This is a genomic window from Legionella sp. ST3F1 (genome assembly GCF_048553315.1).
Taxonomy (GTDB): Bacteria; Pseudomonadota; Gammaproteobacteria; order Legionellales; family Legionellaceae; genus Tatlockia; species Tatlockia donaldsonii.
Map to the genome: position 1 here is coordinate 30,843 of NZ_JBLZIO010000020.1, position 15,130 is coordinate 45,972.

Below are 15,130 nucleotides of genomic sequence, written 5' to 3' on the forward strand. Positions count from 1 at the left end.
CATGAATATCCCGTCAAATCGGTGCGTGATCAAAATTTGCCCAGCCCATAAACTGTATTGAATCGTAGTTGATAGGACCACTTGTCCGGCTAACCGTAGCCAAAATCAAGCCTTGACCACAGGGTACTGGTTACTGAGCTGACTCCTCTCTGAAATTCTTAATTTTCCCTTAATGATGCCTAGATATAGTGTGCCCTAAAGTAGGGTATCAGGCGAAGTAATTAGTGAAATCATCTAAAGGCATTAAAAGGTTAATAAAGCTCGATAAAGACTATAAAGACGAGAAAAAAGCAGAGCGACTAATTTCGAGTTTTTGGCAAGAAGTGGAAAACACCGATTTAAAGGATCAATCTTATTTTCAAAATCAAATTCACGCATTAAAACCTTATTATTTTTCACCTATAAAGCAATCGAATTGCATCATCACAATTAACCAGGAAGGAAAATTTATTAATAAGAAAGGCGAGTTCCTTGATGGCCGATATATTTTTATAGTTAATAAGGATAAGCAAATCATTGCATTGCCAGCCAATCCAAGGTTACATCATTCGTTTCTAGCTAATGGCAAAAGGGTAAGGGGTTCGGGATACATGGTTTTTGAGAATGGAAGTTTAAAGGGCATTGATAATGATAGCGGGCACTATAAACCTACAATTAAACAAATGTATGAGCTTTTATTTTATGTTGCGAAGAAAGTTCACAATCAAGTTACGTTTACCGATTATAGCCATCAAGAGGACAATTTTTTTTATAAATTTAACTTAAAACAGATGATCAGTTCTATGAAAAGAGACGGATATGACTTTGAACTGCTGAAGGATAGTGCTGTAAAAATTAGACCTGATGTAGTTCGGTTACCTAGAACGGATATAATGAGTGAGCGTCTTGCGTACGTAGAAAAAAATATCGCTCAATTAAGGTATAATTTAAATGCACGGCTGTGTGAGAATGAAAGTTTCGATGAACCTGTTTATCACTATGTGAGTCTGGCCGAAGACGGTGATACCCAAACGAGTGATAAAGAAAATTCTGATATTGAAGGTTTGATGGCTATAACCAGTGGAGGAAGGCGTTAATACGCTGCTTAATTAGGAGTCGACTGTTCGAATAATGTTCATAGCAGTATGATCGGCCAGCCAGCTTGGCCGTCATGGAGCATTGCGTAATCAATGTTTACTTAAGACCTATAAAGTATCTTTAAATGTTTCTTTCATGCAAAAAACAACCAGCAACATGACCAGGCCTGAAAACATCAGATAAAAACCAGGTGCTATTATTGTCCCTGTTATTTTGATGAGATAGGTTGCAACGAGTGGCGCAGTGCCGCCAAAAATAGCATTCGATAAATTATAGGGCAAGGACATGGCGGTGTAGCGTATTTTTGTTGAAAACATTTCAACTAAGGCGGCAGGAACAGCCCCGTAACAGAGTGAAATTAATATCGCAAATGCAATTTGAGTCAGCAGAGCAGAATAAAAGGTTCCGCGTGTCATGAGTAAAAATAAGGGGTAAGAGAACAGGAAAATGGAAATAGCACCACTTGCCAAAATAGGTCTTCTTCCGAATTTATCCGATAAATGGCCGACCCAAGGGATAACAAATAATATAATAACCATACTAATTGAATTAATAATTAATGCGGTATGAAGGGAAAACTTCATATAAATTGTGAGGTAGGTGGACAAATATACAAAACACAAATAGAAACCCATCGCAGGTAAAAACACAAGTAATGTCGCTTTTAAGAGATTTAATGGATGCTCACGAAAAGAGTCCAGCAAAGGATGCTTGGCTGTATTGCCCGCTTCTTGAAGCTTTATAAAATCAGGGGTTTCAGGCATTCGTAAACGAAGATATAAACCAACGGCTCCTAATACAACGCTAAACAAAAACGGAAATCGCCATGCTATTTCTGCGTAGGCCGTTTGTTCGGACAAAATACCGGTCAATGCTGCAACGGTCGATCCTAAAAGTAATCCTGCAAAGGCACTAAACATGACCAGGCTGCCATATATTCCGCGTTTCTTGGAAGGAGCGTGTTCCAGAATATAAACAATAGAACCAGAAAACTCTCCGCCTACGGCTAATCCTTGTAATAAGCGACAAGCACATAAAAGAATGCCGGCCCAAATGCCAATTTGGGCATGAGTGGGCAACAGTCCCATAATGACTGTTGATACGGCCATTAAAATAACCGACGTTGCCAAGGTTTTTTTACGTCCATACCGATCCCCAAAATGGCCGAAAATAATAGCCCCTATAGGACGCATTAAAAATCCAACTGCAAACACTCCGAAGGTTTTAATAAAGGCTGTTGTTTGATTATCTGTTGGAAAAAACAGGGCAGAGATCACTGAGGCAAAATAACCATACAAAGAAAAATCATACCATTCAAGAAGATTACCAATCATCCCTGGAATAAGGACTTTATTATTTTTAGAGGGCAAATCAACCATATTAGCTCCCTGGCCAAGAAGCATTTTTCGTCTTCATGAGGAGGACAATATTGTTACATCATATTGTATTAAAAGGATATTCCTGTCAAACAGCAGCAAATCTCATCCAAGCCTACCGTCCTTTGTTTTAAAGAGTAGCGTCAATTTTACTCTCAGTGTTAAATTTCTCTGTTTCGAATTTAATGAGGTTAAGTAAGCGTCCTAAAAGATAGCAAAATCTGGGGTTATAGCCCGCATGTTCTTGTTTTTTTCGATTAACTTTTATTTTGCGAAGGTGCTCCAAGTGACTCTATAGCTTTGTTTGCAGCAGGATGCACTTATAATTTACCTCATTGTTCATTTTTTTTGCAAAAAGATAGCTTGTCATATATTATGAGCATATATATAACCAATTAAGAAGAAGAAATGCCAACGCAACTTTGGGATACTTTTCATGCTAAATTTCCAATATTTGCATACGAGCCAGCAGAAAAAATTAAATTCCCCGCCTATGAAAAATCGTCAATCCAATATAATGATAGCCAAGCGATTAAGAAAGAAGTCATTAAAAATGCTTTTAAGGCGTTAAGCGAGGGTAAGGGTTTGCTAAAACAACGTACCCGGGTATCCGCTCAACTATCTGGATTTAAGTTTTTTTCAAATCAACTCAACCTAGAAGAAATTAAGGAAATTTTAGCTCATGCGGCTAAAAACAATAAACTCAATACGGACATTGTTCGCTTTACTTTTTCAAGTAGTTTAATAGAGGTGGCTATTGAAGATCTCAAGAAAGAAAATGTTCTTCAAGACAAGCATATTAAGCGCTTGATTGAATTGAGAAAACAATATAAACCTGAGCAACATGAGTTATTTAAAAGTTTAAACTTTCAAAAAATACATCGATTAGTAAAAATTTTGAGAGAGGGGCAGTTAACTAGCCCAGAGTTTAAAGAACTATTCGAGGACCCGCAATTTCCCCATATGGTACTAAAGTTAATGGATTCCAAATTGGGAAAAGGGATAAACTATTCACAATTATTTACTATGCTTGAATTGCATCAAGCAGTAAACCCTCGAAAATCACAGGGTAAAGAATATAAACAATCATTTAGTGACGAAGAGAGTCGCCCCTTGCCGATTTATCAAATTTTAGATGAGTCAGGTGATTTTACTCCAGAAGCAAGACAATATTTTCTTCCCGCGCTCACCAGTAAAAAAGGTCCCCCGTTAAATGAAGAGGATCTGAAAGAAATGATTTCAAAATTACCTCGATCAGAGCAAATTTTTTACCGATTAAAGCGGGGTACGCAGGGCTCACTAGGTCATGCTATTGATACAGAGGGAGCTTTTTATTATTCGGATAAGAACGAGAAGCTCAATTTTATGGAACCCTCTTGTGGAGTAAGAAATGCTTTAGGCCTACTCCGTTACGGCGCAGATTATGCCCCTGTAATCCCACAACTTGGCCCTAAGACTATGGCTATGGTGCATAATGCTCTTAAAGGGGGGTATCGAGTCGGCCAAATGTGTATTGGCTCCGGCTTAACAAAAGGGTTTTCGCCCGCTGAAGTTCATCTTTCAGAAAATGAAACTTTTTTCACGATATTTAAGCATGATGTTTATCATAGTGAAGTCGTTTCACCTATACCCGAATATTGCCGAAAGGGCTTGCTTAAGATGATCGAGGTTGTTTTTGATGGTGCTAAGTTGCCACAGTCCAGCTGGACAAAACAATTGTGGTACTGGGCGGACGCAGATTATCGATTTTTTAAGATGACCAAAGAAGCAAGAAATTGGCTGAGAGATGTACCGCCAGATCAATTAAGTCCAATGGAACAGTTTTGTGTAATGTTGGATACCCGACAAACGAGTGGAATGAGTACATATGGGGGCTTGATCGAAAATAATCGATTGGGGTCTACCGAAGGAATTCTCGTTCTATTAGATATGGTTGAGCATCCCAAAAAATGGAAAGAGGAGATTGGATTAGATCCGGATGATTTTCCCGATGGTAGTAGGGAACCATTCAATGTTTTGCATGTACCTCAAAACTATAAACAGGTATATCAACGGTTAAAAGATACTGCTATGGCAATTCCTGATTTTTTTGGCAGGAGCAAGGCAGAGCAAGTCTTTCTAATTCAAATCCTGGAAGCTTTTCCAGAATTGGAACATAACTTCGGTAAATTAGCAGCGTTTTCGTCACTACTTCAAAAACAGGATGTATTTAATTGCATAAAGTTATTACCCACGACTCCAACTGCTGCAATAAGGCAAGACCCCGAGTTGTTGAAAAACAGGAATGGTCTGGTTTTAGCTATAAATGGGCAATATAACGAGCATCAATTAATTGGGGTAAGAAATCTCTTTATAAACACAATGAATAGTCCAAGTGTTCTGGAAAATATGAGTAAGGCAGAATTATCCCGGCAAATAACATTTTATAGAGAGTCACAAAATAAAATTACGGATTTTATTAGCAATATAAAAACTGCGGGGTATTCTGACCCTATACTTAATGGTTTAATAACTCAACAAGAAAAAAATCTAAAAAGTGGAATTCTAAATTATGCTTCTCTTACTGAAATTCAACGATATTTGTTAAAAATAACTGAAAAAAAATTGAGCTTTAGCTTATTCAGAGGCAAAGCTGAAGTACTTGCTTTAGGATTCGCCCAGAAATGGCTGCCAGAGATTAACAGGCTGATAGAGTACCTCAACAGTGCCGCAAGTCAGGTTTATTCTGAAACTCATCAATCAGATATTGATATTTCAGGTTTATTCACAAACAACTAATTATACTTGCGCATGAGTTTTATTGTCTGGCGGTAAAGAAAGTGTTTGCAACTTGCAACCTTCAATCTCTAAAACGTCTGATAATCGCTTTATAATTTCATCTTATTCTAAACCGATCAAATCCCTTGGCATTAAGTGGTACCTTATCAATCAAATTTTGTTGAATTTTCAACAGGAAGAGCCCAGGACTAATTAGAAATTGACAACTTTGAGCAGTAGCCTAATCATCGTTTACCAAACATAACGTTGTCTTAACGTAAAATGCTCTTGAGGTAAGTGAGTATTTCTTCCCTCAATTAAAAGAATGGTATTTCTTAAAATAATTAAAATTTCTTTAACTACTTGATTTTTAATTGTTACACAATCCAAGACTTGCCCCCTATCCCTAGTTCTCTCATCATTATTAAAAGCTAACTCTCATCCAGTTCATCCAATAGTTTTGCAAAATCAGGATTCAAATCAATAGAGAAATCAAACCATTCTTTAGGTTCCGGGTATTGTTTTAAATAAGCAGCTTTTTGCTCTTCAGTCAGTGCATGCCAAAAAGGGCGCCAAACATAATCCATCCAGGGCTGGCCAGCTTCTCGCCAAAAAAATCAAGGGGGCCGAATTCTGGATAGAGAATCCAGGGTGGTTCAATCATTTCAGTTTCTTTCAAATCAATGGTGGGGTATCGAATTGTAACTGATCATAGTGATGAAATGGACTTCCCTTCTCACAGGGGGGATAATATTAGTTCCAAGAGGCGTCTATTTCATTACACCAGCCCTTATAAAGACATCAGGGGGAGGAAGTTTTCGCCTCTGAGGGGATATGAAGGATTGAATCAAAGAGCAATATAAGTTTGAAATTTTGTTTTTCTAAAATCCCTTATCTCCATCTATACTGAAAAAAACGATAAAATTAACATGGTACTGTTATGCCTCCAAATACAAAAGTTAAAGAGTTTGCCGGGTCGAATACAAATTTTCAGCGCGTATTGGCAGGGAAAGTGACTGTCCAGGATTTCTTTACCAAGCCGGAATTTGCTGAAGACAAAGAAAAATTCATGAGTATCTATAAAGAAGCAATAGGAGAACGTTCGCCGGATAGCCTTTTTAATGATGAAAGTGTAGCTGCAGCCTGGATTGCCAAGCTTAGATTTAATCAGAAGATGACTGATGAGCAGTTTACAAAACTCATTAATCGCTCTGAAGAAATTTTTAAAGGCAATTTTGATGATTTAAACTTAACTTCGACGACCCCTGAAGAAAATGATAACTGCGCGATTATGTGGGGCATTGAGGCGTTAAACGGGACTCAAGCCTTTGACTCCGGCGCAACCCGTGTCCGTTTACCAACGGGAGTCGCTCCTAAAATAGTCAAAGCTTTAGAAGATGGCGGTGCATTTGCCAGGGATAGTACCCATGCTACTGGCACAAAACTAGTCGATAAAGGCTTAGGTAAAGATATCGCTCAAGAATCTATGAGGGCCTTCACGCCGAGGGGAATGGGCGCTCTATTAGTTGTCCCTACTTCCCCCGATGGAAGTGGTACGATGGTCAAAACCCCCGACGCTCGTCTTAGCCCACATATAAAAAAGGGGGACTATGATTTGCTTTTAAAACGAGAAGACTATGGTTTTAACGATTCCATCACTCATAGCCTTGTCCATTCAAAAGTTGGTTTTTTAAATCATCTAAGAGAAATCAGAAGCCAATATCAAGAAGGAATAGCCCTGATTAGAAACAAATCAGATCTTGCTAGAGATGCCGAAGCAATCCATGGAAAAGGCCCTCAAATTCATAGAAAAGAACATTTAAGTGAACTTAAGGGACAGTCCAAGACCTTAATCGATATCCTTGAGGCAGGAAAAGAACAGGGATTATTTAGTGATTTTACAACTAAGTGGACTATCCGCATAAAATGGCCTCCTTTTGAGAAAAAAATCGTATCAGCTGATCCGAATAGCCGGAAAGGGGTAGGGGATTTTTTACATCAAATAGCTGAAGCTGAAAAAGAAAAGCCCGAATTTAAAGAAAAAAATAAGGAAAACCTGGACAAAGTCAGAGGCTTATTACAACAAGCGGAAGAATTGCGCTCGGGTCCTTTTGAACGCTGCCGTGAAGGCAACGAAGTATTGGTAAACTGTCAGTCAGGTAAAGCGCTATTAGCTGATCCCATTGCCAAAAGTACCGATAACAAACCTGTTAATAGAGAAGAACTGGTTGAAGTCGGGATGGTATCGGAAACCGATCCCGAACTTAGTAAGGTAAATCAACAAACTCTGAAAGATTCTTTGCGGGATTTTAAAGAAGAGCAGGAGAAAGTTTCTCAAGATACTCCTAAAAGCCATTTTTAGGACTACGCATACTAAATGCGGGGCAGGGCTTGAAGCTTGCGATAGTAAAAATTCAAGCCCTAATCCAGGTATGCTGAGCTTTAAATTGATCATTCAATATGAGTTTTGTAGCTTTTGCATTTTGCAATGCAGCCAAATTTAATACCAATTACGCCTCATGTTCTGTTAGGAATATTATTGCTTGATTAAGACTCCTTCATGGATCAAAGAGCTGGGATACAGGATTACTTCATCGCCTGACTCTAAACCACTCTCTATTACTGCCTGATCCGGATTATGGTGTTTAATCATTATTCTCTTCTTATAAGCTCTGTGTCCATTTACAACATAAACTGCCCAGTTTTCTTCGTCTCTAAATAAAGCACTCATAGGCACCACAAGAGAATGAGCCGACTCAAAAAGGACAATTTCTACATCTACCCTATAACCATCTCCAAGATTCTTCCATAATTCGTAGGGTGTTGTTATATCAATAATGACATTGACCCGCTGCTCTTCTATTCCAAGCGCTGATATTTTCGTATAACCACTTGGTTCAACAACTCGTACACGACCTTCCAAAGGATAAGCCCCTCCCCACCGTCTTATGATTACTTTTGCATGAGGCGGAATTTGTGCCGCATCCTCGCTTAATATATCGGCGACGATTTCAAGACCTACAACATTAGCAATGTCCATAATTTTTGTACCAGGCTCAACGGTGGTTTCGCTTTTTTCGATAACTCTCAAAATTGACCCAGTGACAGGAGAATGAATCTCGACCTTCTCCTGGTGATTCATTGTCTTGATATCGGTTCCCGAAAGTGATGCTTTAACTTTTAAAATGTAATGCTCTGCTGCATGTAACTTACGTAATACGGCATTATATTCTTTCTGTCTCAATTGATATTCCAATTGAGTATGTTCTAATTCTGTTTCCGAAACGAAGCCCTTTTTAGCCAATGGTTCCTTTCTTTTCAAATCCGATTCGGCGGTCTTAAGTGCTGCTTCAGCACGAATCGACTCTGCTTTTGCCTGTTCATATAACGCCTCAGCCGTACCTAACTCTTGCTCTAACTCTTGTCTGGCTCGAATATCAAGCAAAACTGGGATTTTTGGTCTTATAGTAGCAATTACCTCATCCTTTTTTACTTTATCGCCTTCAAGCCAATTGATGCGTATAAGTTCACCTGAAACCGGAGAAACAATCGTGTATATTTTTATCGCGCGTGTTTTTGCATCATCTTCAATATACTGAACAAAGTGATCGTACTTTACTTTTGCTGTTTCAACCGGGATGCCTTTATGAGAAAGGAGCCAGAGGATAACACCAAAAACGACAATGATTGCCAGTGAATATCCGATTAGTTTTTTCAAATTCAGGTTCATTATCTTCATTAGTCTGTTACCTTTAAGACAGAGGTCAAATTCAGATGGCTTGCTTTACGCTGAATAATATAAAAACTAATTAAACTGGCAAAAAATATAACCATAATTGAGATAATATAGGTTTTAAGCTCTATAACAAATGGAATCTTAAACCAATCGGTTTGCATTAGTTGCAGTATAGACCAGGACAACAGGTACCCAGTGATTAGCCCTAAAGGGATAGCAAGTACCATTTCAAACAGGTGATTTAAAATAAGTAACGTTGATACTTCCCCCTGAGTAAATCCTAAAACTTGTAATGTAGTTAACTCTCTTGCTCTTTCTGCCAAGGTAATACTCGCATTATTATAAACGACGCTAACCGCAATAATAATGGCAAAACCTGCAAGAATAGTTGTAAATACAAGGATATGTTTCGCAAAGGTTTCTTCAAATGTCTTAATGATCGATGTTTTAAAAGTAATGGTACCTATCTTGGGTATTTCTTTTACCTTTTTATACAAATTTTTGATGTTTTTTGTGTCTACAGTAATAGCTGCTGTGTTGATTAACCGATCCTCATTTAATAAATGATTAAGGGCTTCAATTTCCATATAAGCAAACATTCCTACATAGTCATTTATAATTCCTTGTACTTTCAATTGAGTTTTTGCTTTGTTCCCTTCAAGTAGTTCAACCTCAAGCTTATCACCAATAGCCAAATGCAGTCGTTCTGCTAACCCTTCGCTGATTAACAAGGCATGTTTGGGAATATTCATTCGATTAAGACTTTTGTCTAATAATAGTTTCAGTTTGTTATTTTCAGGGATACCAAACACCGAGGACAATTCACTTCGATGTTGGTAGGTTAGTCGAGCAGGTACAACACGATAACCTTCGCTATTGGTGACCCCCACAATTTTGTTCAACTCCATTAAAGCTATTTTATTAACGGGATTAATGAAGCTGACGGCAGCCTGTTCACGTTGCGCCATTATAAATTGAGTATTTATGAGATAACGTATAGCGTCTTGCCAAAATAATCCTAGTATTACGATAGCCATTGCTAATGCAATACCTACGCAGGTCAATATTGTGCGTAAAAAATGGCGGAAAATGTACCGGGACACCATTTTTATACTACTGGGAAGCCGGGAAAAAAAGTGAAATTTTTCAAGGATAGTTGCTCGATACATCATAGGGGTTGGCGGCTTCATCGCTACAGCAGGCATAAGATTTATTACCTGACGAATTGCTCGCAATGCCCCCAGAATAGCAGCTAAAAAACAAATTAAGACTCCAATGATGGCTGCAAGGTAGGAAAAAACATACGGGAATTTAGGGAATCTAAAATAGTCGGTATATAGATGGGTCATCAAGTTACCAAACCATGCGCCTAATGACACCCCCCCAAGTGCTCCAATAAAAATAATAATCAGAATTATTTTAATATAATGATAGGCAATAGCGAAATCACGGTAACCTAAAGCCTTTAACGTTGCTATTTGCTCGCGCTCTTTACTTATTAAACGCCCTGTCACTAAATTTAATAAAAATGCTGCCACTATTAAAAAAACAGGGGGGATATAGGTCGCAATAATTTTTTGCTGTTTTATTTCATTCGTTATAAAGCGATCGGATATCTGATCTTTGCGTGTATAGCTAATAGTTAAACCATAAGAATGAAAAATTCTTTCTAATTGAGTTATTACAAATTGTTCTGAGGCATGTGGTGCAAGTTTAATATTAATATCATTAAAAGCATCCTGCATTCCAAATGCAGCACTTAACGCCTTTCGATTCATCCAAAAAACACCAAAATGCCGATTGTCTGGAAGCAAATCCTCCCCGCGGATGGCATATACATACTCGGGTGATAAAACAATACCAACAATTTTTAGCTTTTCTCTATATTCATTTAATAAGGCAATAATACTATCACCAGGTTTTAAATCATGACTCTTTGCAAAACTTTCATTGACTACTATTTCATCCGGACAATTCTTATCTGGCAGCCTTCCCTGGTATAAAAATAATTGATTAAGAGCAGATGTTTTATCAGATATTGATATAAAACGGCCTACAGCCGGTTCAGGCATCCAAGGTAAGTCAAGCACGACATCTTCTACAATCCGGGTTTCCACCTGGGCGACCCCCGAAATTTCTGTTATACGCTTTTCTAAATAGTTCGGTGCTCTTTCCAATGAGGCAAATACATCCGCAAAATGATAATTTGAATAAAAATCCTGTTGCGCGTTTTTCAAAGACACATAGGTGTTAACTGATGCGAGTAAGACACTCACTCCACTGCAAACCACCAGGGCGATAGTAATAATTTGACTTTTTAGTTTGATAACATCACGCCATAATTTTTTGTTTAATACCGTTACCATTCTAATTCTTCTGGCTTTCGCTTGGATTTATTTTTTAATATTTTACTGATTGAACCATCGGCTATATGAATGACTCGATCAGCCATCTCACTGATCACGATATTATGAGTAATAATCACTACGGTGGTATTCAGCCTCTTATTAGCTAAGGCAAGGGTTCCTAAAACAATTTTACCGGTTTCACAATCAAGTGCTCCTGTAGGCTCATCGCATAGAAGAACATCTGGATTCTTGGCTATAGCTCGAGCTATTGCAACGCGCTGTTGTTCTCCTCCAGATAATTGCGAAGGGAAATGGTTCATGCGATTTTCCAAACCAAGTAATTTAATTGCGTCTTCAGGATGCATGGGATTATCTGCAATTTCGGTAACAATAGAAACATTCTCTAAAGCAGTCAGGTTGGAAATCAGATTATAAAATTGAAAAACAAATCCTATATGCTCGCGTCGATATCGGGTTAAATCATGTTGACTCGATGAAGTGATAATATGATCTTTGTAAATTACTTCACCAGACGAGGGGACATCCAAGCCCCCTATAATATTTAAGAGCGTAGACTTACCACTGCCAGAGGGCCCTAAAAATACGACTAGTTCTCCTTGATATAAGTCAAGGCTAACGCATCGCAATGCATGGATAACGACTTCACCCATTAAATAGGTTTTAGTTAAATTTCGAATAATAAATGCTGGGATGTGTGACATTAAAAATCCATTTATCAGTGAGTATTCTCTTTAGGCTTCCCTACTAATTGTAATCATTTGTATCAAATTGTTGGTTGTTAATTGCATTTAATTACAATCTGAATAGAGTTTGCAAAATTAGTCAATTATTCAAGGCAAAATGACGATACCTACGACTATATAGAATATACTGCTACGAGTTCAATCCAGTCTATTTGCAGATGGCAAGAGGGCGGTGTTGCCTTAGGTCAATGTCCCTATCGGCTTAAACCATAGAGCTGTTTGGTTTTGGAGAATAAATACCCTGATTACACTATGCGCCATCAGGCTTTGGTGGCTGATAGCCCGCAAATAACCTCCTTTTTGAAAACTAACAGCCATCCATCTTTTCATTTTTTTTACAAAGTTTACAAATCAGTTGCATTCATTCCGTAATCATTCCTGGTTATTATGTAAAGGATTTTTACTAAATAGGAGTTGATAATGGGTCTGTTGAAAACTGCAAAAGAAGGTTTAAACAGTTTATTAGGCGGTGCTAAAGTTACGCTCGACGAAACTTCAAGCGGCCTAAAAAGTTCCGTTGAAAGTTTTATTGGTGATATCGTAATTAGAAGCACTTTCAATCGCGCAAAAACTGGTATTTTAAGTATCTTGAGTGAAGACAGTCCTTCTCCTGCAAGGCTTGCGAAAAAATCAGAACCTACTGCTGATGCTCTTCCCACGGTCCCTGCTGTAACAAGCAGTAATGATTTAATGGCCAGGTTAATGGGTAATTTCTCTGAGCCCTTAGCACAAGCTGCCAAAAAAATGGCTGTGCAATTTGATGACACGCTTACCAATGTAGGTGATGAGATCACCAGGGGTTTAAAGCGTACCATTAAATCAAAGGTTGAAAGCATTCAAGCGGATGATGTAGTGAATGGTCTTTCCCAATTCCTTAACGGTTCTTTACAAAAATTGAGCGGGGAAGAAGGGGTTCAAGATAAAAAAGAAGGTGAAAATTCAACGTTCAATCTCAATGGAACTATCCAAATGTTTGGATGGGTCTTAATGTCTGTCGGAACGTTGTTGCTGGCTGGCGGCTTAAATCAGGGAATTTTAAACCCCGCACCTGTTCAACCTGTACCCGTTCAACCTGAACCCGTTCAAGAAGAAGCGCCAAGATTCTCCTGCTAATTCCACAGGGTCAAGTCCCCCATAAAATGGATTTTAGGTGAAAATAAAAATTATTATTGATTTGACCCTAATTTTTCGAATGAACACTTAGATAAGCCAAAACCAGTCCATTTGATCTTGTCAAGCAAATGCATGTACTCAGTTAATCAATGTTCTGCATACTAGTTCAAATTGATTTGGATTTGCTACAGGTTGTCCTGGCCCTTGGGAACTTGCTCTTTTCACTGCTATAAATCGTTAACTCCAACTCACCTCTCTTTTCATTCCTTCCTATTCTTTTTATGCTCATCGAAGAAACGTATAATATCATCTGGATCAAGTTTAAGGTCGGGAAACCGTTGTGTGCCTCCAGAAATATTCTTTAAATCCTCTTTTTTTACAGTTTCTTTATTTCTATTTTTTGAAGGTTGTTTTGAAGACTTTTTCATGGTGTTGTCCTAAAAAGAAAGGTATTTTTTAATCATAGTCTATATTTTCAACAAAGGCGGAGGCATTGGCCGCAATCGAGGTGCACCTCTAGCAAGTTTTTGAGGCATTCATCGTTTAAAATAATTCAAAACTCGGGAAGCGAATTTTATAACTTTAAATTCACGGGCTTTAAATACGGTGTCAATAGGCGTTTGGAAGAGATGATTGGTGTAATTGGATAAGGTTTTTGCAGCGATAGCCAGTACAAGGTCAAGAATTTGTTTTTCCTGATACCCGGCATGAATAAATTCTTCCACGCTTTTTGGCGAAGGGTTTCCGCGTGACCATAACATTTCGCGCGTAAACTCAATCAGTGTTTGCATTTTTTGATCAGGGACAGGGTTATCATTTCGTATAGCATCGACTGTGTCCTGGGGAACTTTTGCCTGAAATTCGGCTGCAGTGGAATGGGCAGCGACACAATAATCACAGCCATTTTCATAACTGATGACCAAAAAAATAATTTGTTGTTCAGCGGCTGAAAAACCTGAATGCCTGGTGAAATTATTATAAGCGTCCAAATAAGTTTGTAAAATTTCAGGGGCATTGGCCATCGCCCTGAATAAATTGGGAATCATTTTTGCCTCAGTTTGAGAGCGCTCAAAAAGATCCTTAACCCAATCGGAAGAGGCTTTTTCAACGAGGGTTGCTTTCATGGTGTATTTTTCTGTCATATCCATTCCCTTATTTAAGACACAAAAACCTGAAATTTATTAGCAAGGAAGTCACATTAGTCTATTATCATGCCTGAAAGCGGTGATAATATTATCACCTCCCACACTCTCTATATTTAATGATAGCGTATCCTAACTGAGAGATAATGACATGGATGACAAAATTGTTCTAACCGGGTTGATTGGTTTAGTGGCGGCTGTTTTGGTTGGTACTGGAGAATTCTTACTTCACTTTACCAATCAGGGCTATGATTCCAAAATTCCTTATCATTTTATGCTGGATATTTCTCGCAATCGCTTAACGGTCGGCCATTTTATTGCTGTATTAGCGGCGCCGTTGTATTTGGTTGGGTTTTGGCATCTTTATAAAATGTTGGAGCCTGCGGGCGGTAATTTACCTTTAATTACGACCATGGTTATTGGTTATGGCTTTATAATGGGAATAATCTGGATAGGTTCACGGGCAATGATTGGCTCTATTATTCAATCGAAAATTGGCCCATCCGATTTAGCTGCCCTCATTCAATCGTATCAACTCTATGATGAATCCTTACTGCAAATTATTCGTTTTACCACCTTACTGGGGTCAGCCGGCTTTATTTACCTGGTCTTGAATGGCAATACCGCTTATCCGAACTGGATGTGGGTTTTTAATCCCATCTTCTTATTAGTATCGGTCTTTTTAATTTATTTGATTATACCTGCGGTTGGAAAGTACATCATGCCTATTGCAATGAACGTGACCTATACCATTTTTTTCGCACTTTCAACCTACATTGCGTTTAGACTCAGATAACAAAAGCGAATGGATTCTGAA

12 protein-coding genes are annotated in these 15,130 nt (G+C 38.3%); 5 read left to right on the forward strand and 7 right to left on the reverse strand.

From position 1 onward, the window contains the following. Positions 1-224 precede the first annotated feature (224 nt). On the forward strand, positions 225-1,076 hold the full coding sequence (locus tag ACN4Z1_RS12870; RefSeq protein WP_228363977.1) for a hypothetical protein: 852 nt from the start codon (positions 225-227) through the stop codon (positions 1,074-1,076). A 108-nt stretch (positions 1,077-1,184) separates the two neighbouring features. On the opposite strand, the gene ACN4Z1_RS12875 is transcribed toward ACN4Z1_RS12870, so the two are convergent. Further along, the gene (locus ACN4Z1_RS12875) at positions 1,185-2,456 is read right to left on the reverse strand and encodes an MFS transporter (RefSeq protein WP_228363976.1); all 1,272 of its coding nucleotides are present in this window, start codon (positions 2,454-2,456) and stop codon (positions 1,185-1,187) included. 405 nt (positions 2,457-2,861) lie between these two features. Here ACN4Z1_RS12875 and ACN4Z1_RS12880 point away from each other — a divergent pair, with 405 nt between their 5' ends. Continuing rightward, entirely contained in the window at positions 2,862-5,231 is a 2,370-nt protein-coding gene (locus ACN4Z1_RS12880; protein WP_228363975.1) for a hypothetical protein, read from the forward strand. A gap of 410 nt (positions 5,232-5,641) precedes the next feature. On the opposite strand, the gene ACN4Z1_RS12885 is transcribed toward ACN4Z1_RS12880, so the two are convergent. Further along, complete coding sequence (locus ACN4Z1_RS12885) at positions 5,642-5,797, reverse strand: hypothetical protein (protein WP_228363974.1); 156 nt, start codon at positions 5,795-5,797, stop codon at positions 5,642-5,644. Positions 5,798-6,150: 353 nt separating this feature from the next. On the opposite strand from ACN4Z1_RS12885, the gene ACN4Z1_RS12890 reads away from it, so the two are divergent. Next, a complete protein-coding gene (locus ACN4Z1_RS12890) occupies positions 6,151-7,572 on the forward strand; it encodes a hypothetical protein (RefSeq protein WP_228363973.1) in 1,422 nt (473 codons plus the stop codon). A 174-nt stretch (positions 7,573-7,746) separates the two neighbouring features. On the opposite strand, the gene ACN4Z1_RS12895 is transcribed toward ACN4Z1_RS12890, so the two are convergent. The 3 genes from ACN4Z1_RS12895 to ACN4Z1_RS12905 are packed head-to-tail and all read right to left on the reverse strand — an operon-like array spanning position 7,747 to position 12,016. Continuing rightward, positions 7,747-8,949 (reverse strand): efflux RND transporter periplasmic adaptor subunit, encoded by a 1,203-nt coding sequence (locus ACN4Z1_RS12895; RefSeq protein ID WP_228363972.1) that lies wholly within the window; start codon positions 8,947-8,949, stop codon positions 7,747-7,749. After that, positions 8,949-11,312, reverse strand: a complete 2,364-nt coding sequence (locus tag ACN4Z1_RS12900; protein WP_228363971.1) for an ABC transporter permease — start codon at positions 11,310-11,312, stop codon at positions 8,949-8,951. Before ACN4Z1_RS12900 ends, ACN4Z1_RS12895 begins: the two co-directional genes overlap by 1 nt. Continuing rightward, a complete protein-coding gene (locus ACN4Z1_RS12905; RefSeq protein WP_115220353.1) occupies positions 11,306-12,016 on the reverse strand; it encodes an ABC transporter ATP-binding protein in 711 nt (236 codons plus the stop codon). The genes ACN4Z1_RS12900 and ACN4Z1_RS12905 overlap by 7 nt, the downstream gene beginning before the upstream one ends. A 462-nt stretch (positions 12,017-12,478) precedes the next feature. Here ACN4Z1_RS12905 and ACN4Z1_RS12910 point away from each other — a divergent pair, with 462 nt between their 5' ends. Continuing rightward, positions 12,479-13,171 carry a hypothetical protein gene (locus ACN4Z1_RS12910; protein WP_228363970.1) on the forward strand — a complete coding sequence of 231 codons (693 nt, stop codon included), beginning with the start codon at positions 12,479-12,481 and terminating at the stop codon, positions 13,169-13,171. Between the two features lie 260 nt (positions 13,172-13,431). Here the strand turns inward: ACN4Z1_RS12910 and ACN4Z1_RS12915 are convergent, their stop codons facing one another. After that, the gene (locus ACN4Z1_RS12915) at positions 13,432-13,599 is read right to left on the reverse strand and encodes a hypothetical protein (protein ID WP_181879306.1); all 168 of its coding nucleotides are present in this window, start codon (positions 13,597-13,599) and stop codon (positions 13,432-13,434) included. A gap of 108 nt (positions 13,600-13,707) precedes the next feature. Continuing rightward, positions 13,708-14,313, reverse strand: a complete 606-nt coding sequence (locus ACN4Z1_RS12920) for a carboxymuconolactone decarboxylase family protein (RefSeq protein WP_228363969.1) — start codon at positions 14,311-14,313, stop codon at positions 13,708-13,710. A 151-nt stretch (positions 14,314-14,464) separates the two neighbouring features. Between ACN4Z1_RS12920 and ACN4Z1_RS12925 the strand changes: the two genes are divergently transcribed. Then, a complete protein-coding gene (locus ACN4Z1_RS12925) occupies positions 14,465-15,109 on the forward strand; it encodes a DUF6796 family protein (protein ID WP_115220356.1) in 645 nt (214 codons plus the stop codon). Positions 15,110-15,130: the final 21 nt, after the last annotated feature.